Origin of the sequence: Kitasatospora xanthocidica (assembly GCF_014656195.1) — a bacterium.
Classification (GTDB): domain Bacteria; phylum Actinomycetota; class Actinomycetes; order Streptomycetales; family Streptomycetaceae; genus Kitasatospora; species Kitasatospora xanthocidica.
In genome coordinates this window covers 607,276-624,825 of the sequence record NZ_BNBY01000001.1, presented here as the reverse complement: position 1 = coordinate 624,825, position 17,550 = coordinate 607,276, and the positions used below count along the sequence as shown (strand labels likewise).

The 17,550-nt window shown below is 74.5% G+C and carries 16 protein-coding genes and 1 pseudogene; 12 read left to right on the top strand and 5 right to left on the bottom strand.

Annotated elements, in window-relative coordinates; all coding sequences use genetic code 11:
* Nucleotides 1-45: 45 nt before the first annotated feature.
* Both IE332_RS02725 and IE332_RS02720 read left to right on the top strand, forming a co-directional pair.
* Nucleotides 46-549 (top strand): SseB family protein, encoded by a 504-nt coding sequence (locus IE332_RS02725; protein WP_373313668.1) that lies wholly within the window; start codon nucleotides 46-48, stop codon nucleotides 547-549.
* Nucleotides 550-774: 225 nt separating this feature from the next.
* Nucleotides 775-1,531: pseudogene (locus IE332_RS02720) on the top strand (pirin family protein).
* 109 nt (nucleotides 1,532-1,640) lie between these two features.
* On the opposite strand, the gene IE332_RS02715 reads toward IE332_RS02720, so the two are convergent.
* From IE332_RS02715 to IE332_RS02700, 4 genes are all read right to left on the bottom strand, one after another.
* The gene (locus IE332_RS02715) at nucleotides 1,641-2,462 is read right to left on the bottom strand and encodes a protein phosphatase 2C domain-containing protein (RefSeq protein WP_189913396.1); all 822 of its coding nucleotides are present in this window, start codon (nucleotides 2,460-2,462) and stop codon (nucleotides 1,641-1,643) included.
* 366 nt (nucleotides 2,463-2,828) lie between these two features.
* On the bottom strand, nucleotides 2,829-3,434 hold the full coding sequence (locus tag IE332_RS02710) for a TIGR03086 family metal-binding protein (protein WP_189913395.1): 606 nt from the start codon (nucleotides 3,432-3,434) through the stop codon (nucleotides 2,829-2,831).
* A gap of 73 nt (nucleotides 3,435-3,507) precedes the next feature.
* Nucleotides 3,508-4,815 carry an amidase gene (locus IE332_RS02705; protein WP_189913394.1) on the bottom strand — a complete coding sequence of 436 codons (1,308 nt, stop codon included), beginning with the start codon at nucleotides 4,813-4,815 and terminating at the stop codon, nucleotides 3,508-3,510.
* Between the two features lie 20 nt (nucleotides 4,816-4,835).
* On the bottom strand, nucleotides 4,836-5,066 hold the full coding sequence (locus tag IE332_RS02700; protein WP_189913393.1) for a hypothetical protein: 231 nt from the start codon (nucleotides 5,064-5,066) through the stop codon (nucleotides 4,836-4,838).
* Between the two features lie 181 nt (nucleotides 5,067-5,247).
* Between IE332_RS02700 and IE332_RS42160 the strand changes: the two genes are divergently transcribed.
* Nucleotides 5,248-6,219, top strand: a complete 972-nt coding sequence (locus IE332_RS42160) for an LAETG motif-containing sortase-dependent surface protein (RefSeq protein ID WP_308437515.1) — start codon at nucleotides 5,248-5,250, stop codon at nucleotides 6,217-6,219.
* Between the two features lie 63 nt (nucleotides 6,220-6,282).
* On the opposite strand, the gene IE332_RS02690 is transcribed toward IE332_RS42160, so the two are convergent.
* On the bottom strand, nucleotides 6,283-6,921 hold the full coding sequence (locus tag IE332_RS02690) for an ATP-binding protein (RefSeq protein ID WP_189913392.1): 639 nt from the start codon (nucleotides 6,919-6,921) through the stop codon (nucleotides 6,283-6,285).
* Between the two features lie 230 nt (nucleotides 6,922-7,151).
* On the opposite strand from IE332_RS02690, the gene IE332_RS02685 reads away from it, so the two are divergent.
* The 9 genes from IE332_RS02685 (at nucleotide 7,152) to IE332_RS02645 (ending at nucleotide 17,410) form a co-directional block, all read left to right on the top strand.
* Entirely contained in the window at nucleotides 7,152-7,994 is an 843-nt protein-coding gene (locus IE332_RS02685) for a hypothetical protein (RefSeq protein ID WP_229928235.1), read from the top strand.
* A gap of 185 nt (nucleotides 7,995-8,179) precedes the next feature.
* Nucleotides 8,180-8,944, top strand: a complete 765-nt coding sequence (locus IE332_RS02680) for a YcnI family copper-binding membrane protein (RefSeq protein WP_189913391.1) — start codon at nucleotides 8,180-8,182, stop codon at nucleotides 8,942-8,944.
* Nucleotides 8,945-9,026: 82 nt separating this feature from the next.
* Nucleotides 9,027-9,695, top strand: coding sequence for an SCO family protein (locus tag IE332_RS02675; protein WP_189913390.1), 669 nt, complete (start codon nucleotides 9,027-9,029; stop codon nucleotides 9,693-9,695).
* Nucleotides 9,695-10,186 (top strand): copper chaperone PCu(A)C, encoded by a 492-nt coding sequence (locus IE332_RS02670; protein WP_189913389.1) that lies wholly within the window; start codon nucleotides 9,695-9,697, stop codon nucleotides 10,184-10,186. The genes IE332_RS02675 and IE332_RS02670 overlap by 1 nt, the downstream gene beginning before the upstream one ends.
* 13 nt (nucleotides 10,187-10,199) lie before the next feature.
* On the top strand, nucleotides 10,200-12,224 hold the full coding sequence (locus IE332_RS02665; RefSeq protein ID WP_189913388.1) for a copper resistance CopC/CopD family protein: 2,025 nt from the start codon (nucleotides 10,200-10,202) through the stop codon (nucleotides 12,222-12,224).
* Between the two features lie 29 nt (nucleotides 12,225-12,253).
* Nucleotides 12,254-13,525 (top strand): iron uptake transporter deferrochelatase/peroxidase subunit, encoded by a 1,272-nt coding sequence (efeB, locus tag IE332_RS02660; protein WP_189913387.1) that lies wholly within the window; start codon nucleotides 12,254-12,256, stop codon nucleotides 13,523-13,525.
* 135 nt (nucleotides 13,526-13,660) lie between these two features.
* Complete coding sequence (gene pheA / locus IE332_RS02655; protein WP_189913386.1) at nucleotides 13,661-14,596, top strand: prephenate dehydratase; 936 nt, start codon at nucleotides 13,661-13,663, stop codon at nucleotides 14,594-14,596.
* Between the two features lie 563 nt (nucleotides 14,597-15,159).
* Entirely contained in the window at nucleotides 15,160-16,434 is a 1,275-nt protein-coding gene (gene serS / locus IE332_RS02650) for a serine--tRNA ligase (protein ID WP_189913385.1), read from the top strand.
* 118 nt (nucleotides 16,435-16,552) lie between these two features.
* Entirely contained in the window at nucleotides 16,553-17,410 is an 858-nt protein-coding gene (locus IE332_RS02645) for an HAD family hydrolase (protein WP_189913384.1), read from the top strand.
* The last annotated feature ends 140 nt before the right edge of the window (nucleotides 17,411-17,550 follow it).

The window sequence follows — 17,550 nt, the reverse complement described above, 5'->3', positions numbered from 1 at the left end:
GATCCGCGCCAGCGCGGGCGGGTGCGCTCCCGCTAGCCTGTCCGTGTGTACGGATATGACCAGAACGCATACCCGGGCGACCCCTACCAGCAGCAGGCGGGACCGCAGCCGGGCATGAACGGCATGCCCGGACCGGACGCCTACGGCGCGCAGTCGCAGGCGAACCAGCAGTCGCTCTATCCCGAACCCTCCCCGCCGTCACTGGCGGACGCCGTCCGGGCCTTCACCACCGGGTCGATGGCGGTCGAGGACTTCCAGGCCATCTTCATCACCTCGAAGGTGCACTGCCCGCGCGGCGAACGCCCCGGCTTCCTCGCGCTGCACAACACCCCGACGCCGGTGATCCCGATGTTCAGCTCGCTCAAGGAGCTGCGCCGCTACGCCGGCAAGGACTCCAAGCACTTCACCGTCACCGGCGCCGAGGTCCTGGACCTGCTGCCGACCGGCTACGGCTTCGCGCTGGACATGGAGGGCGAGCACCGGATGGTGTTCGACGCCAAGGCCGTCGAGCAGATGGTCGACTTCACCATGCGCCGGATGTACGGCTGACGACCGCCTCGCGGCCGTCGGCCGGTGCCCCGTGGGCGGCCGGGCCACACTGGAGAGAGGAGCCCCGCGCTTCTCCGTCCCCATATAGTTCAACTTTCAACTTGCTTGTTGTTGAGAATTGAACTAACCTCGTGCACGTAGGCCGCAGACACCCCCTCGAAGGAGGCCCTCCCGCGCGTCACCACGCCGGACCCCGCCGTCACGAGCGCCCGGCCGGTTCGGACCGTGGTCACCGCCCCCGAGGGCTACGAGGGCGAGGGCTTCCCCGTCCGCCGGGCCTTCGCCAAGATCGACACCAAGTATCGACGGAACGTTCATCCACCAGGACTCGCACGGCGGCGGTGGTGTCATCACCGACGGCGACACCCAGTGGATGACGGCCGGCTCCGGTCTGCTGCACATCGAGACCCCGCCGGAGTCGCTGGTGATGTCCGGTGGACTCTTCCACGGCCTCCAGCTGTGGGTGAACCTGCCCGCCTCGGACAAGATGATCGCCCCGAAGTACCAGGACATCCGCGGCGGCAGCGTCAAGCTTCTCAGCACCGACGACGGCGGCGCCCTGCTGCGCGTCATCGCCGGCGAGCTCGACGGCCACCAGGGCCCCGGTGCCACCCACACCCCGATCACCATGATCCACGCCTCGATCAGCCCCGGCGCCCAGATCACCCTGCCCTGGCGCTCCGACTTCAACGCCCTGGCGTACGGTCTGGCGGGCAAGGGCTCGGCGGGCCAGGAGCGCCGCCCGTTCCACATGGGCCAGGCGGTCCTGTTCGGCGACGGTGACTCCCTCACCATCCGCGCCGACGAGAGCCAGGACTCCCGCAACGCCAACTTCGAGGTCGTGCTGCTCGGCGGCCTCCCGATCCGCGAGCCGGTCGCCTGGTACGGGCCGTTCGTGATGAACAGCCACCGCGAGCTCCAGCAGGCCATGGAGGACTTCCAGGCCGGCCGGCTCGGCACCGTCCCGGCCGACGCCAAGTAGGTCCGGACTCCGGCACGACGGCGGGGGCGGTCACGGGTCCCGACCCGTGACCGCCCCCGCCGTCCGTTCGTCCGGCTCTCCCCTTGCAACGGCCCTGACGACTCTCCCCTTACAACAGCGCGTACACGGCCGAGGCGTCGTCGTGGGTCTTGCCGCGCGGCCAGCGCTCGCAGCCGGCGTCCGACCGCTCCACCGCCCGGACCTGGGCGATCAGCTCGCCCGGGCCCGACTCGGCGAGCAACCGCAGCACGTCGCCCCAACTGCCCAGCCCGAAGCGCTCGGTGTAGCGCGAGGCGCCGTCGGTGAGGGCGGCCAGCGCGTGCAGCCGCTCCAGCCGGACGAAGCCGGTCTCGGCGTGCTCGGCCGCGCGCGGGCTGGCCGCCGCGATCCACGGGCCGTTGCCCCGGTTGCGGGCCGCGCGGACGGCCAGCGCGTACTCCATGTGCAGCGCCGCCCGCTCGGCCGAGCCGGGGACGGTCGACCAGACCTGCCGGCGCAGCCCCTCCCCGCCCGGGAAGCGCTGGTTGTCCCCGATCACCTTGGGCGGGCCGTCCTTGAACTCCAGCACCAGCAGCGAGTCGCCGAGCACCAGGTACTCCAGCGCCTCGCCGTGCCGTCGGGCCGCGACCACCATCGCCGCGGGCGTGTTGGGATGGGCCAGGTCGCAACGGCCGCCGTGCAGCGCGGCCGTCTCCACGATGGCGTCGGCCAGGCACTCGGCGATCGAGCGGTCCGCCCGGTCGGTGAGCCGGGCGAGCAGGTGCACGCCCAGGCGGCGCACGTACCAGGCCGTTCCGTGCCGGCACCCGGAATCCAGGCCGGCCGGCGAACTCGCGCCGTCCAGCAGGACCAGCGCCTCCGGCGAGGCCGCCGCGAAGTCCTCGCTCTCGCGGTCGGGCCGCCGTGCTTCCCCTGCGAGCTGTAGCTGCATCCCGACAGTGTGAACGCCGCCCCCGGCCCGCGCCCAGACCCGTGCGCCGGTGCGGCGCGGGCCAGGGCCCGGCGCCCGGTGGCAGCCGGGGCGATTCGGCCATACCGTCGGGAAGTGACCGGACAATTCGGCCAATCGGGGCGGGTTGGGTTTGGGACCACCTTCGGGTGGCCGGACGGCCCGCGACTGACGAGGAGCGGAAGATGTTCTGGCAGTTCATCGTGGTGCTGGCCGCCTCGCTCGGCTTTCCGACCGCCGCACTGCTCTTCTTCATCGGCGGGCCGCGCTTCCCCGACGAGCGGCGCGACCAGGCCTGAGCGGCCCCCGGCGCGGCGAACGGCCTGAGCGGCCCCGGCGCGGCGGGCCCTACGCCTTCCAGGCGGGGTCGCGGCCGAGCAGCGCCAGCACCCGCTCGAACCGGCCGGCCCCGCCGGTCGGCAGACCCGGGCGGAACGCGCCGCCCGGTGCCCGGGCCTCCGGGGTGTCCGGGACCGCCTCGGTCACCCTGACCAGGGCGGACAGCAGTTCCTCGTCGCCCTCCACCGCCGCGACCAGCCCGTCCGGCGCACCGAGCGCGGCGGCGACGTCCCAGCCGTGCACCAGGGTGTCGAGCAGGTGGAAGCCGACGGCCTGCGCCAGCGGGAAGGGACGGCCGTCCCGGATCTCCGGCAGCCAGAGCGCCCGGCCCGCCTCGGCCGCCTCCCGGAACGCGGCGGTGAGGTCGGCGCCGGTCCGCCGGAAGGCGTCCGCCGGGTCCGCGCCGACCGGGGCGGGCGCGAACAGTGCCAGGTCCGGGCCGGCCCCTCGGGCGGCCGCCGCGAAGCCCCGGCGCTGCCCGATCTCGTGCTCCAGCAGGTGCCGCAGCGTCCAGCCCGCGCACGGGGTGGGCAGGTCCAGCCGGTCCGGCCGTACGGAGTCCACCACCTCGGCGGCCAACTCCAGTGAGCGTGCGTGCAGTTCGATGAGGTCCATCCGACCGACAGTACCCATCCGGCCGCCACCTACAGGCCCGCACCGGGGAATCCCACCGGCCCGGGGCACTCGTCTAAGGCTCGGTCAACACCCGCTCCAGCACGGCCGCCTGGGCCAGCAGCAGCTCGTCCCCGCCCTCCGCGCCGACCACCTGCAGCCCCAGCGGCAGCCCCGCCGGGGTCCACCCGGCCGGCAGGCTCAGGGCCGGGCGCCCGAGGAAGCTCCACGGCAGCGACATCACCGCGTCCCCCGTGCTGTGCAGGCCCTCCGGCGCGCCGCCGGTCGCCGAGGGCGCCAGCCACAGGTCCACCCCGGCCGCCGCGCCCGCCCGGGCCACCCGCTCGCGCAGCCGCTCCCGGAACAGCAGCGCCGCCGCCCGGTCCTCGGGCGCGATCCCCCGGCCGACCCGGATGCTCGCCGCCGTCTCCGGCCGGTAGAGGCCGCCGAACCGGGCGAACCAGTCCGCGTGACTGCGGGCCAGCTCGAACCGGTTGATCGCCTGCAACTGCCGCCTCACCTCGGCGAAATCGGGGAACAGCTCGACCCGGCGCACCGTCAGCCCGGCCCGCGCCAAGCGGTCCAGCCGCTCCTCGAAGGCGCGCAGCGCGGCCGGCTCCGCCTGCTCCAGGTACGTCCCCTCCGGCACCCCGAGCACCGGCCCGGGGCCCTCCGGCACCGGCCGCCAGTCGTCGCAGAGCAGCGGGGCCGCCAGCGCGACGCCCGCCAGGTCGGCGGTGAACAGGCCCAGGGTGTCGAAGCTCGGCGCGTTCGGGAGCACGCCGTCGAACGGGATCCGCCCGTACGTCGGCCGGAAGCCCACCACCCCGCAGTACGCGGCCGGGCGGATCACCGAGCCGACCGTCTGGGTGCCGACCGCCAGCGGCACCAGGCCCGCCGCGACCGCCGCCGCCGAACCGCTGCTGGAACCGCCCGGGGTGTGCCCGGGATGGTGCGGGTTCCGGGTCGGGCCCGGGGCGGTCGCGGCGAACTCCGCGGTCACCGTCTTGCCCGCGACCAGCGCCCCCGCCGCCAGCAGCCGGTCCACCACCGCGGCCTGCGGCCCGGCCAGCACCCCCGGCGGCAGCGCCGAACCGCCGTGCGTGGGCAGCCCGTCCACGTGCACGATGTCCTTGACCCCCACCGCCACCCCGTACAGCGGCGGCCGCCCGGCCGGCTCCGGGTACCGGGCGGCCAGCTCCCGTGCCCGCGCCAGCAGCCGGTCGTGCCGCCCGGGCTCCGGAACGAACGCGTGGATCAGCGGGTCCACCCGCTCCACCGCCCCGCAGAGGCGGTCGACGTACTCCGGCAGCCCCGGCTCCCCCGCGCGCAGCGCGGCCGCCTCGCGGGTCAACGACCGTGGCCGGACGAGGGGTTCATCCATGCCGAGCACAGTAGACGGGCTTACGGGTGCTCGGCCGCCAGGTACGGCGCCTCACGCAGGAAGTACGCCCCGCAGGTGTGGCAGCACAGCTCCGGGGTCTTCCCCCAGTCCACCGCCTCGCGCACCCGCGCCCCCGGATCGAGCTCCCGCCCGCACATCGCCACGCTCTGCTCGCCCCGGACCACGTGCCACAGCCGCACCCCCTCGGCCTCACCGCCGGCGCCGTACTCGGCTCGCATCTGGTGCATCATGCCCCCATCGTCCGGCCCCCTCCCACCCCCGGCAACCGGAGGGCGGGAACGCTCCCCCCGTCGAAATCCGGCCACCACGGCAGGGTAGGGTGCGCGGTCGCGACCAGTGCCGACGGCCTACGCCGAGGTCCCAAGTCGTCCGATTTCGGCCATATTTCATCCTAAGTGGGGGACTTTCACCGTGCGCACTTCCCGCCTCCTGGCCGCGTCCACGCTGGTGGCGCTCTCGCTCGGCACCACCGTCGGCGCCGCCACCGCCGGCGCCGTCAGCGTCACCCCGACGCCGACCCCGCCGCCGAGCGCCACGGCCACCGCCGCCTCCCCGTCGGCCCCGGCCCCGACCTCGGCCTCGCCGAGCGCCGGCGCGACCACCCCGGCCCCGACGGCCACCACCAAGCCGACCAACCTGCCGACCCCGCCGGTGCCGGCGCCCAGCGGCGGACCGTGCCGCAGCAACCTGCACAAGGACATCAAGGTCACCGGCAGCGGCCTCGCGAAGACCACCCTGGTCAAGGGCGGCGCCGCGCAGGAGGCCACGGTGACCTTCGAGAACGACAGCCCGGTCGACCTCAAGAAGGTCAGCGCCTACTTCTTCTTCACCGACGTGGTCGAGGCCCCGGTGACCAACCCGGTCACCTGGGGCAAGGAGTCCTTCACCATCCAGGTGAAGCTGCCCGGCGGGGAGTGGAAGGCTCCCGAGCCGAGCACGGTCACGGGCAGCTCGTCGTACCTGATGGTGAACCTCGGCGAGAACAAGATCGCCAAGGGCGGGAAGCTCACCTTCCAGGTCCGGCTCGCGGCCACCGCCAAGGCCGTCACCGGCAACTACTTCGCCCAGCTGGGGGCTTCCTCCGAGACGTTCGAGGGCAAGGACGTGCCGGGCGCCCCCGCGGACCTCTGCCTGTCCTACGGCGGCGACTACCGCGTGGACGACCTCTTCAAGGTGGCCGACGCCACCGCGGCCACCACCGCCCCGACCACCACCGCGCCGGTCGGCACCGCCGCCCCGTCGCCCTCCGGCGGCCCGCACCTGGCCGAGACCGGCTCCAGCTCCAACACCCTGCCGATCGCCCTCGGCGGCGCGGCCGTCCTCGCCGTCGGCGCCGGCACCCTGGTCGCGCTGCGCCGCCGCAAGTCGGCCGCCCAGAGCTGACCCCACGGGTAACCCGAAGGGGCGCGGGCCGACGGCCCGCGCCCCTTCGGCGTTCCCGGCTCCTCAGGAGGCGGCCCGCAACAGCGCACCGTCCTGCCATTTGAGGATCTTGTCGAAGCTGACGATCGCCCCCCGCAGGGGGTGGTTGCGGAGCTGGACGTGGTCGGTGAGGGCGTGGATGAGGAAGAGGCCGCGGCCGGATTCGGCGGTGAGGTCGGGGAGGGTGTCCAGGTCGACCGGGCGGAGGGTGGGGGCCGTGGGCCGGCAGGGCAGCACGTGGGTGTCGTACGGGTGGCCGTCGCGGCGGGGGCGGTGGGCGGTGAGGACGCGGGCCGGGACGGTGGCGCGGCCCCGGCGGGAGCGGTGCGGCCCCCGGCCGCTCGGGACCGGACGGGCCGGGGCGGCGGCGGCCGGGCGGCGGACCGGCGGGGCGGTGGGCGCGGGCAGGCCGGGGCCGGAGTCGGTGACCTCGATCCGCAGCCTGTCCCCGCTGATGGAGGCGGTGACCTGGAAGCCGTCGTCGGGCCGCCCGGCGGCACCGTGCTCGACGGCGTTGGCGCAGGCCTCGCTGAGGGCGACGCCGAGGTCGTCGGCGATCTGCGGGTCGACGCCCGCGGTCGCCATGGCACCGAGCAGGATGCGCCGGGCCAGCGGGACGCTGGCCGGGTCGCGCTTGAGGTGCAGAGTCCACCAGATGTCCACGGGAGGTCCCTCCTGGCTGCGGCTCCACATACAACTAGGTATCTCCGGGCGATTCGGCGGTGAACCGTGCCCGGGGGGCGCTACCGCCCGTTCGGCGGATGGACTGGGGGACGGGGTCTGTGCCGGGCGGCGCGTACCGGAACCCGCACGCCGCCGCCGAAAGAGGCATTCGTAGGGATTTCCCACCCTGCCCGTGTCGGCGTCGTACGCAATGAGAGGATGGCCCGGCCATGACTGCCCTCGCCGCCGCCCCGCTCCCGGGCGCCCCAGGACCGGCCCAGCCGGTACGGGCCGCCGCCTGGGACCTGCGGCTTGCCCGGGCCGTCCCGTTCGCGCTGGTCTGCACGCTGATAGCGGCCGCCGGGCACGCCCTGGCCGGTGGCGGGAACGTGCCGCCGACCGCGCTGGCGGCGGGTTTCGCCGCGGTGCTGGCGCTGGCGGCGGTCTGCGGCGGACGGGAGCGTTCGCTGGCGGCCATCGCCGGGGCGCTGGGCGCGGGGCAGCTCGGACTGCACTGCCTGTTCCACGGCTTCAGCGGCTTCAGCGGCTCCGTGCCGGGCACAGCGGGCATGGCGGGCATGCACCACGGCGGCTCCGGCCCGCTGACCGTGCCGCAGGTGGCCGGCCGGCTGATCTGCAACGAGGCCCGGCCCGGCACGCTGGACGGTCTGCCCGGCAGCCCGTCGCCGGAGCAGCTGGTCTCCTCGGCGGGCCTGGATCCGCACGCGTTCGCCGCCGCGCCCTGGTGGCAGGGCGGCGTGCTCGGCATGACGCCGTCGATGCTGGCCGGGCACCTGGCCGCCGCGCTGGTGGCGGGCTGGTGGCTGCGGCGCGGCGAGGCGGCGCTGTGGCGGCTGCTGCGGGTGGCCGCGTCGGTGGCCCGGGAGCAGTGGGCGGCGCCGCTGCGGTCGGTGTTCGTGCTGGTGGCCGCGTTGCTGCGCGGTCTGTTCGGGGTGGCCGGTCCGGTCCGCCGGTTCGGCGCCAGGGGCGGGGAGAGCCCGCTCCCGGCGGGTGCCGTGCTGCGGCACAGCGTGGTGCGGCGCGGGCCGCCGCGCGGGGCCTTCGCGTACTGATCCGCCTCTCCCGGCCGTCTACGGGCCGGGTCGCGGCCGTGCGCACCGTCCGGGCCGTTCCCCCGACCACCGGGTCCGGCCCCGAGGCTCTGCCCCCCACATCCCCACGCGCGGCCCCCGAGGCGCGGCTCCGTCCGCCGCCCGGTCCCGGCCTGCCACCGAGCTCCGATCGGAGACCCCGCATCATGCGTTCCCTTCCCACCCGCCGTCTCGCCGCCGTCGCCCTCACCGCCGCCGCCTCCGTGGTGGCGCTGGCCGGCCCCGCCTTCGCGCACGTCACCGTGAACCCGGGTGCGGCCGCCCAGGGCGGTTACACGGCCGTCGACTTCCGGGTGCCGAACGAGAGCGACGCCGCGAGCACGGTGAAGCTGGAGGTCAACCTCCCGCTGGACCACCCGCTGGCCTCGGTCCGGACCCTGCCGCTGCCGGGCTGGACCGCCACGGTCGAGAAGTCGAAGCTCGACAAGCCGATCAAGGTGCACGGCAACGACGTCAACGAGGCCGTCTCCAAGATCACCTGGACCGCCGACGCCGGCACCAAGATCGCCCCCGGCCAGTTCCAGGAGTTCCGGGTCTCGCTCGGCCCGCTGCCGACCGACACGGACAGCATGGTCTTCAAGGCCCTGCAGACCTACGACAACGGCGACGTCGTCCGCTGGATCGACGAGTCCAAGGACGGCCAGCCCGAGCCGGCCAAGCCCGCGCCCGTCCTGAAGCTCACCAAGGCCGAGGGCGGCGACGGCCACGGCGACAGCCACGGCGCCGCCGCCTCCCCGACCGTCGCCGCCCACGGGGACAGCTCGGACCACGCCGCCTCCTCCGACGGCGGTGGCAAGGCGAGCGACTCCACCGCCCGCACCCTCGGCGTGGTCGGCATCGTGGTCGGCGTGATCGGCACCGCCGTCGGCGTGCTCGGCCTGCGCCGCAAGAACGCCGGCTCCGCCTCCTGACCCCAGCCCCGGCGGGGCCGTACCCGCACCCCGGTACGGCCCCGCCGGCGGTCCACCGCGCACGATCGGATCGGATCCCCGCATGTCCCGCACCACCCGCACCACCCGTCTGGCCGGCGCGGCCGCCCTCGCGCTGGCCGCCGCCCTGACGCTGTCCGCCTGCGGCTCCTCCGGCGGCGGCTCCGACGCCGCGAAGGTCACCCGGCAGAAGGAGGACACCCCGTACCAGGGCACCAAGCTGGCCAAGAACTTCGAGAAGCCGGACCTCCAGCTGACCGACACCTCCGGCCGGCCGTACGACCTGCGGCAGCAGACCAACGGCAAGGCCACCCTGCTGTTCTTCGGGTACACCAGCTGCCCGGACGTCTGCCCGACCACCATGGGCGACATCGGGGTCGCGATGAAGGCGCTCCCCGCGGAGGACCGGCAGAAGGTCAACGTCGTCTTCGTCTCCACCGACCCGCAGCGCGACACCCCCAAGGTGCTGCGCACCTGGCTGGACTCGATGGGCAGCGACTTCATAGGCCTCACCGGCGACCTGGCCAAGGTGAAGACCGCCGCCAAGTCGCTCGGCATCATGATCGAGGACCCGGTGGTCAACCCGGACGGCACGGTCACCTCGACCCACGGCGCGCAGGTGCTGGCCTTCCTCCCCTCGGACGACAAGGCGCACGTGCTCTACATGAGCGGCACCGAGGAGAAGACCTACGAGCACGACCTGCCGCTGCTCGCCAAGGGGGTCGCGGCGTGATGGTGACCGGGACGCGCTTCCGGCGGACGGCCCTCACCGGCGCGGTGCTGGCCACCGTCCTCGGCGGCGGCGCCCTCCTGGCCGCCTGCGGGACGGGCGGCCAGGACGGTGCCGCCGCCGGGCCGGCCAGGCTCAGCGTCGCCGACTCCTACATCCCGCTGCCCCCGGCCGGCGGCATGGCGGCCGGCTACCTGACCGTCCGCAACGACGGCGGGCAGGACGAGCTGGTCAAGGTGAGCAGCCCGGGCGCCGAATCGGTCACCATGCACCGCTCGACCCCGTCCAGCATGGAGCAGGTCGCCAGTCTGGACGTGCCCGCGCACGGCGCGCTGCAGTTCGCCCGCGGCGGCACCCACCTCATGATCATGGGCTGGCAGAAGGCCCCCGCCCTCGGCGACGAGCTGGAGCTCGACCTCACCTTCGCCAAGTCCGGCACCATCTCGGTCAAGGTGCCGGTCAAGGAGCTCACCTACCGCCCCGGCCAGAGTTAAGGGGACCGCCACCATGCAGTCGGCCGGCCTGGAGAAGGCCTCGCACCGCCGGATCGCCGGGGTGCTCGGAGTGCTCGGCGCGCTGCTCGCGCTGATGCTCGCGGGCGCCGGACCGGCCTCCGCCCACGCCACCCTGGACTCCACCGACCCGCGGCAGAACTCGGTGGTCGCCACCGCGCCGCAGGCGGTGACGCTGACCTTCAGCGAGTCCGTCTCGCTCTCCTCGGACTCCGTCCGGGTGCTCGACCCGGCCGGCAAGGCCGTGGACACCGGCGACCCGGGGCACGCCGACGGCAAGGGCAACACCGCCCGGGTCGGGCTGAAGGGCGGCCTCGCCAACGGCACGTACACCGTCGCCTGGCGGGCCGTCTCGGACGACTCGCACCCGGTCGGCGGGGCGTTCACCTTCTCCATCGGCGCGCCCTCGGACACCTCGGTGTCGGCCACCGCGCTGCAGGGCGCCAAGGCCGACGGCCTGGTCGCCGCGCTGTACGGGACCGGGCGCACCGTCGCCTACGCGGCCTTCGCGCTGCTGGCCGGCGTCGCCGCCTTCGTACTGATCTGCTGGCCGGCCGGCACCGCCCGGCGCCCGGTGCAGCGGCTGCTGATGACCGGCTGGACGGCGCTGCTGGTCTCCACCGTCGCGGTGCTGATGCTGCGCGGCCCGTACGAACGCGGCTCGGGCGTCGGGCAGGCCCTCGACCTGTCGCTGGTGCGCGCCACCCTGGACGAGCGGATCGGCACCGCGCTGGCCGCCCGGCTGCTGCTGCTCGCGGCGGGCGGGGTGTTCCTGTCGCTGCTGGTCGGGCAGCTGGGGCAACCGCCGCGGCCGCTCCCCGCGAAGCCCGCCGAGGACGACGGCGGTGCCGTCGGGGACGGGGACCCCGAAGCCGCCGAGCTGCGCGCGCTGGAGCTGCGGGCCGCCGAACGGCCGCAGCGGGAGGCCCGGCTCGGCCTCGGCGTGGCCGGGCTGGTGCTGGCGGTCGCCCTCGCGGCGACCTGGGTCGGCGCCGACCACGCCTCGGTGGGCATCCAGGTCTGGCTGGCGCTGCCGCTCGGCATCCTGCACCTGATCGCGATGGCGCTCTGGCTGGGCGGGCTGGCCGCGCTGCTGGTCGGGCTGCGCGAGGGCGTCGGCGCCGAGGTGGTGGACCGCTTCTCCCGGATCGCCTTCGCCTCGGTGGCCGTCCTGGCCGCGACCGGGATCTACCAGTCCTGGCGCGGCCTGGGCAGCTGGGGCGCGCTGACCGGCACCGAGTACGGGCGGCTGCTGCTGGTGAAGAGCGGCTGCGTGGCCGTGATGCTCGGCGTCGCGTGGATGTCCCGCTCCTGGCTGGCCCGGCTGCGGTCGGCACCGGCCGAGGCCGCCGAGGTCGAACGCGCCGAGACCGAACCGGCCGAGGTGCCGGAGCCGGTCGGCGTCGCGGCCCACGGCGAGGACCCGGTCCGCCGGGCCCAGCTGGCCCGCCAGCGGGCCGCCCGGGAGAGCGCCGGGCGCGACCGCGGGCTCACCCCGACCCGGGCCGGGCTGCGCCGCTCGGTGCTGGTCGAGGCGCTGGTCGCGGTGGCGGTGCTGGTGGTCACCACGATGCTCACCAACTCCCCGCCCGGGCGGGTGGCGAGCGAGGTCACGGCCGGGGCCGCCGCGCCGGCCGCCGGCGGGGCCGCACCGGCCCCGCAGACCGAGCCCGGCCGCACCGTCGAGCTCAAGCTCCCGTACGACACCAAGGGCCGGACGCCGAACGCCAAGGGCACCGCGACCGTCACCCTCAACCCGGCCCGGACCGGCCCGAACGAGGTGAAGCTCGCCCTGGACGGCCCGGACGGACAGCCGGTGGACGTCCCCGAGGTGCAGCTGGCCTTCACCCTGCCGGACCGCGACCTCGGCCCGCTGCCGGTCGCGCTCACCCCCGAGGGCACCGGCCGCTGGAGCGGGACCGCGCAGCTCCCGCTGGCGGGCACCTGGGTGGTGTCGGTGCAGGTCCGCTCCTCCGACATCGACCAGACCACGCCGACCCAGCAGTTCAAGATCGGCTGACGGCGGTGGGCGATGTGACGACGGACGACATGACGACGACGGACCGGGCCGCCGCGGGCGGCAGCGGGGTCACCCGCCGGGCGCTGCTCGGCACCGCCGGCGCCGGGCTGCTGGCCGGCGCCGGCGCGGGCGTCGCCGGGGCGGTCGCCCTGGACCGCGGCGACCGCCCCGCCGGTGCGGCACCCGCCGCCGGCGCGCTCGGCGCCGCCCGGGTGCCGTTCCGCGGCGAGCACCAGGCCGGGATCCTCGAACCGCAGCAGGCCCGGGTCCAGCTCGCCGCCTTCGACCTGGCCGAGGGCGCCGGCCGGGACGGGCTGCGCGCCCTGCTGCAACGCTGGACCAGGGCCGCCGAACGGCTGACCGCCGGCGAACCGGCCGAGGAGTTCGACAACCAGGTCGCGCTGGACGCCGGGCCCTGCTCGCTCACCCTCACCATCGGCTTCGGCGCCGCGCTCTTCGACAAGGCCGCCCTGGCCGACCACCGCCCGCCCGGCCTCGAACCGCTGCCCGCCTTCCCCGGCGACGCGCTCGACCCGGCCCGCGGCGACGGCGACCTGCTCGTCCAGATCGGCGCCGACGACGCGCTGGTGGCCGTGCACGCCCTGCGGGTGCTGCAACGGCTGGCCACCGGTACGGCGGCGCTGCGCTGGCAGTCCGCCGGCTTCGCCCGGACCCCCGGCGCCGCCGCCCGGCCGGTCACCGGCCGCAACCTGATGGGCCAGATCGACGGCACCAACAACCCGAAGCCCGGCGAGGACGGCTTCGCCGCCAAGGTCTTCTGCGCCCCCGGCGGCGACCAGCCGGCCTGGCTGGCCGGCGGCTCCTACCTGGTGTTCCGGCGGATCCGGATGCTGCTGGACCACTGGGAGGCGCTGCCGGTGGACCGGCAGGAGCGGGTGATCGGACGGCGCAAGGCGGACGGCGCCCCGCTCGGCGCACCCGCCGGGGCCGGCGAGCACGCCCCGGTCGACCTGTCCGCACAGGGCCCCGACGGCACCCTGGCGATCCCCGCCGACGCCCACGTCCGGGTCGCCGCTCCGGCGGCCAACGGCGGCGCGGCCATGCTGCGCCGCGGCTTCTCGTACCACGACGGGCTGCTGCCGGACGGCTCACCGGACGCCGGACTGCTCTTCCTCGCCTTCCAGTCCGACCCGCGCAAGGGCTTCACCCCGGTGCAGCGCAAGCTCTCCCGGGGCGACGGCCTCTCCCGCTTCCTCCGGCACGAGGCGAGCGGCCTGTACGCGCTGCCGCCGGCCGCGCCGACGGGCGGCTACCTCGGGCAGCAGCTGCTGGAGGGGTAGCAGCGGCCCGGAGACGGGCCGTAGCACAGGCGGTCCCGGCCAGTGGAACGCTTTCCTGCCGGGGGCGCGGAATCGTTAGGGTGGACTGCTTCGGCACCACCCCGCAAGCGCAGCACCGAGCACCCCGGAGGCGTCATGTCGGCCACCCGCTACACCTACCTCGGCCCGGCCGGCACCTTCACCGAGGCTGCGCTGCACACCCTGCCCGAGGCGGCGACCCGGGAGCTGGTGCCGCTGTCCTCGGTGGCGCTGGCGCTGGACGCGGTGCGCGGCGGGGAGGCCGCCGGGGCGTTCGTGCCGATCGAGAACTCGGTGGAGGGCGCGGTCACCGCGACCAACGACGAACTGGCCGCCGGCGCGGCGCTGATGATCTACCGCGAGGTGCTGCTGCCGATCTCCTTCGCGCTGCTGGTGCGGCCGGGCACCGAGCTGTCCGAGGTCAAGACGGTGACCAGCCACCCGGTGGCCCAGCCGCAGGTGCGCCGCTGGCTGGCCGCCAACCTGCCGGACGCCACCTGGGAGTCGGCCGCCTCCAACGCGGACGGCGCCCGGCTGGTCGCCGAGGGCCGCTACGACGGGGCGTTCGCGGGCGAGTTCGCGGCGCCGATCTACGGGCTGGACCCGCTGGTCAAGGACATCGCCGACGCCAAGAGCGCGGCCACCCGCTTCGTCCTGGTGGGCCGCCCCGGCCGGGTCTCCTCGCCGACCGGCGCCGACAAGACCTCGATGGTGGTCTGGCTGCCGGACGACCACCCGGGCGCGCTGCTGGAGCTGCTGCAGGAGTTCGCGGTGCGCGGGATCAACCTGATGCGGATCGAGTCCCGGCCGACCGGCGAGGGCCTGGGCAACTACTGCTTCCTGATCGACTGCGAGGGCCACCTGTCCGAGCGCCGGGTGGGCGAGGCGATGATGGGGCTCAAGCGGATCTGTCCGCAGGTGCGGTTCCTGGGCTCCTATCCGCGCGCCGACCGGCAGGTGTCCACCCACCGGCGGCCGGGGACCTCGGACACGGATTTCACCTCGGCCGCGGACTGGCTCTCGCGCGCGCTCGACGGGCGCGGGGACATCTGAGCCCGGGACTTCTGAGCCCGGGGCATCTGAGTGACCCGGGCCGGTGCTTCATCCGGACGACATCTGTTGTCTTTCTGACCTTTTCCGACCGTTTTGGACCGGGCCGATCGGGCGGGGGCGGGTGACCCCACCCGTCGTCCACAGGGCCGCCCGGCATTGGGGCCGCTGTCCACAGGCCCCTCCGCTGTCCACAGCCGGAAGTTATCCACAGACCTGGGGACGAGTCGACAAACCGGTATAGCCATTGCCCAGAACTGGTCGGATCATCGGTTTGCGTCGCAGAGATGACTAATCCGACCAGAGTCACCCGCTTGCCAGCAAATCACCCGTCTGAGTGCTTCAATTCCCTCAGTCGAGAAGGTTGATTGAGGTTTGAAACCTCAATTCCCTGGTTCGGCCGCCCGGAGGGTGATCCTCCCCTTCGATCCACAGGCCCGGCCCCCGACCTGTGGATAACCCGCTCCCCGCGCGTTCCCCACAGAAGTTATCCACAGGATCCGGGTGGTTATCCCCAGGGGAAAACCGGTACCGGTGGAGGAACGCCCGCCCGGTACGCTTGCCCTGTGATTGACCTTCGCCTGCTCCGTGAGGACCCTGACCGAGTGCGCGCCTCGCAGCGCGTCCGTGGCGAGGACGTCGACCTGGTCGACGCCCTCCTCTCCGCCGACGAACGGCGCCGGTCCTCGGGCAGCCGCTTCGACGAACTGCGCAACGAGCAGCGGGTGCTCGGCAAGCAGGTCGCCCAGGCCAAGGGTGACGAGAAGACCGCCCTGCTCCAGCGCACCAAGGAACTGGCCGCCGAGGTCAAGGCCGCGGACGCCGAGCAGAGCGCCGCCAAGGAGGAGGCCGACCGCCTGCTCCGCTCCCTGGCGAACCTCATCGACCCGGCCGCACCGATCGGCGGCGAGGAGGACTTCGTCACCATCGAGGAGATCGGCACCCCGCGCGACTTCGCCGCCGAGGGCTTCGAGCCCCGCGACCACGTCGAGCTCGGCCAGATCCTCAAGGCGATCGACACCGAGCGCGGCGCCAAGGTCGCCGGTGCCCGCTCGTACTACCTGACCGGCGTCGGCGCGCTGCTGGAGCTCGCCCTGGTCAACATGGCGATCGCCCAGGCCACCGCGGCCGGCTTCACCCCGATGATCACCCCGACGCTGGTCCGGCCGGCCGCCATGGACGGCACCGGCTTCCTCGGCCAGGCCGCCGAGAACGTGTACCACCTCGCCGAGGACGACCGGTACCTCGTCGGCACCAGCGAGGTCCCGCTCGCGGCGTACCACATGGACGAGATCCTCGACGCCGACAAGCTGCCGCTGCGCTACGCCGGCTACTCGTCCTGCTTCCGCCGCGAGGCCGGCACCTACGGCAAGGACACCCGCGGCATCATCCGCGTCCACCAGTTCGAGAAGGTGGAGATGTTCGTCTACACCACTCCCGAGGACGCCGAGAACGAGCACCGCCGCCTGCTCCAGTGGGAGAAGGACTTCCTCAACGCCCTCGAACTGCCCTACCGGGTCATCGACGTCGCCTCCGGCGACCTCGGCGCCTCGGCCGCGCGCAAGTTCGACATCGAGGCCTGGATCCCCACCCAGGGCAAGTACCGCGAGGTCACCTCGACCTCCAACACCACCGAGTACCAGGCCCGCCGGCTCTCCATCCGGATGCGCGAGGAGGGCAAGACCCGCCCGCTCGCCACCCTGAACGGCACCCTGGTCGCGATCCCGCGCACCATCGTGGCGATCCTGGAGAACCACCAGCAGGCCGACGGCTCGGTCGTCGTCCCGGAGGCGCTGCGGCCCTTCCTCGGCGGACGCTCCGTCCTGGAGCCGGTCAAGTAGGACCGGTCCCGGGCCGGCACCTCGCCACCCGCGCCACCTGCTCCACCCGTTCGACCCGTACCACCCGCTCCACCCGCTCCACCCGCTCCACCCGCAACTCCCGGGAGACGTCCGGCCCATGAGCACCACCAGCCCCAGCCCCGTCTCCCCCGAGGACACCCGGAACGGTGGCGACCTGCCCTACCGGCTGGTCGCCACCGACCTCGACGGCACCCTCCTCACCAGCGAGGAGACCGTCTCCGAGCGCACCCGCACCGCCCTGGCCGCCGCCACCGGCGCGGGCGCGGTGCACATCGTCGTCACCGGCCGCTCCGCCGTCTGGGCCCGCCCCGTCTTCGACGAGATCGGCTACACCGGGATAGCGGTCTGCGGCCAGGGCGCCCAGGTCTACGACGCGGGCGCGCACAAGCTGCTCACCTCGCTCACCCTGGACCGGCGGCTCGCCGCCCTCGCCATCGAGAAGATAGAGGCCGAGACCGGCCCGCTCGCCGTCGCCGCCAACCAGGACGGCCTCGACGGCCAGGTCCTGGCCGGTCCCGGCTACGAACTGCTGATCGGCTCCGACCTCCCCGTCGTCCGGGTCGACCGCGGCGGACTGCTCGCCTCCCCCGTCAGCAAGCTCTACATCCAGCACCACGCCCTGACCGACGACGCCCTCGCCGAAGCCGCCCGCCGGGCCGCCGGCGACCTGGTCGGCGTCGTGATGGCCGGCCCCGGCGTGGTCGAACTGCTCCCGCTCGGCCTCTCCAAGGCCACCGGCCTGGCCGTCGCCGCCCGCCGCCTCGGCCTGCGCGCCGCCGACACCATCGCCTTCGGCGACATGCCCAACGACGTCCCGATGTTCGGCTGGGCCGCCCACGGCGTCGCCATGGCCAACGCCCACGAGGAACTCCTCGCCGTCGCCGACGCCGTCACCACCAGCAACGACGAGGACGGCGTCGCGGTCGTCCTGGAGCGGCTCTACCCCGCCCGCTGACCGCCTTCGCGCCCCGGGCGCCGGACCCGACGGACGGCGCGGCGGGTCGGTGGTCGGGCGTTCACGGAGTGTTCTTCCCCCAGTTGTAGGATGACCGGGCAAGCGGTTGTAGGATGACCGATGACTGGTCCGGTACGTGC

Bases quoted from the DNA above. Each gene is read 5' to 3' on its own strand.
- IE332_RS02700 (WP_189913393.1), bottom strand. From the start codon at position 5,066: ATGATGCACCAGATGCGAGCCGAGTACGGCGCCGGCGGTGAGGCCGAG.
- IE332_RS02705 (WP_189913394.1), bottom strand. From the start codon at position 4,815: ATGGATGAACCCCTCGTCCGGCCACGGTCGTTGACCCGCGAGGCGGCC.
- IE332_RS02670 (WP_189913389.1), top strand. From the start codon at position 9,695: ATGGTGACCGGGACGCGCTTCCGGCGGACGGCCCTCACCGGCGCGGTG.
- IE332_RS02715 (WP_189913396.1), bottom strand. From the start codon at position 2,462: ATGCAGCTACAGCTCGCAGGGGAAGCACGGCGGCCCGACCGCGAGAGC.
- efeB (WP_189913387.1), top strand. From the start codon at position 12,254: ATGACGACGACGGACCGGGCCGCCGCGGGCGGCAGCGGGGTCACCCGC.
- IE332_RS02685 (WP_229928235.1), top strand. From the start codon at position 7,152: ATGACTGCCCTCGCCGCCGCCCCGCTCCCGGGCGCCCCAGGACCGGCC.
- IE332_RS02680 (WP_189913391.1), top strand. From the start codon at position 8,180: ATGCGTTCCCTTCCCACCCGCCGTCTCGCCGCCGTCGCCCTCACCGCC.
- IE332_RS02645 (WP_189913384.1), top strand. From the start codon at position 16,553: ATGAGCACCACCAGCCCCAGCCCCGTCTCCCCCGAGGACACCCGGAAC.
- IE332_RS02675 (WP_189913390.1), top strand. From the start codon at position 9,027: ATGTCCCGCACCACCCGCACCACCCGTCTGGCCGGCGCGGCCGCCCTC.
- IE332_RS02710 (WP_189913395.1), bottom strand. From the start codon at position 3,434: ATGGACCTCATCGAACTGCACGCACGCTCACTGGAGTTGGCCGCCGAG.
- IE332_RS02665 (WP_189913388.1), top strand. From the start codon at position 10,200: ATGCAGTCGGCCGGCCTGGAGAAGGCCTCGCACCGCCGGATCGCCGGG.
- pheA (WP_189913386.1), top strand. From the start codon at position 13,661: ATGTCGGCCACCCGCTACACCTACCTCGGCCCGGCCGGCACCTTCACC.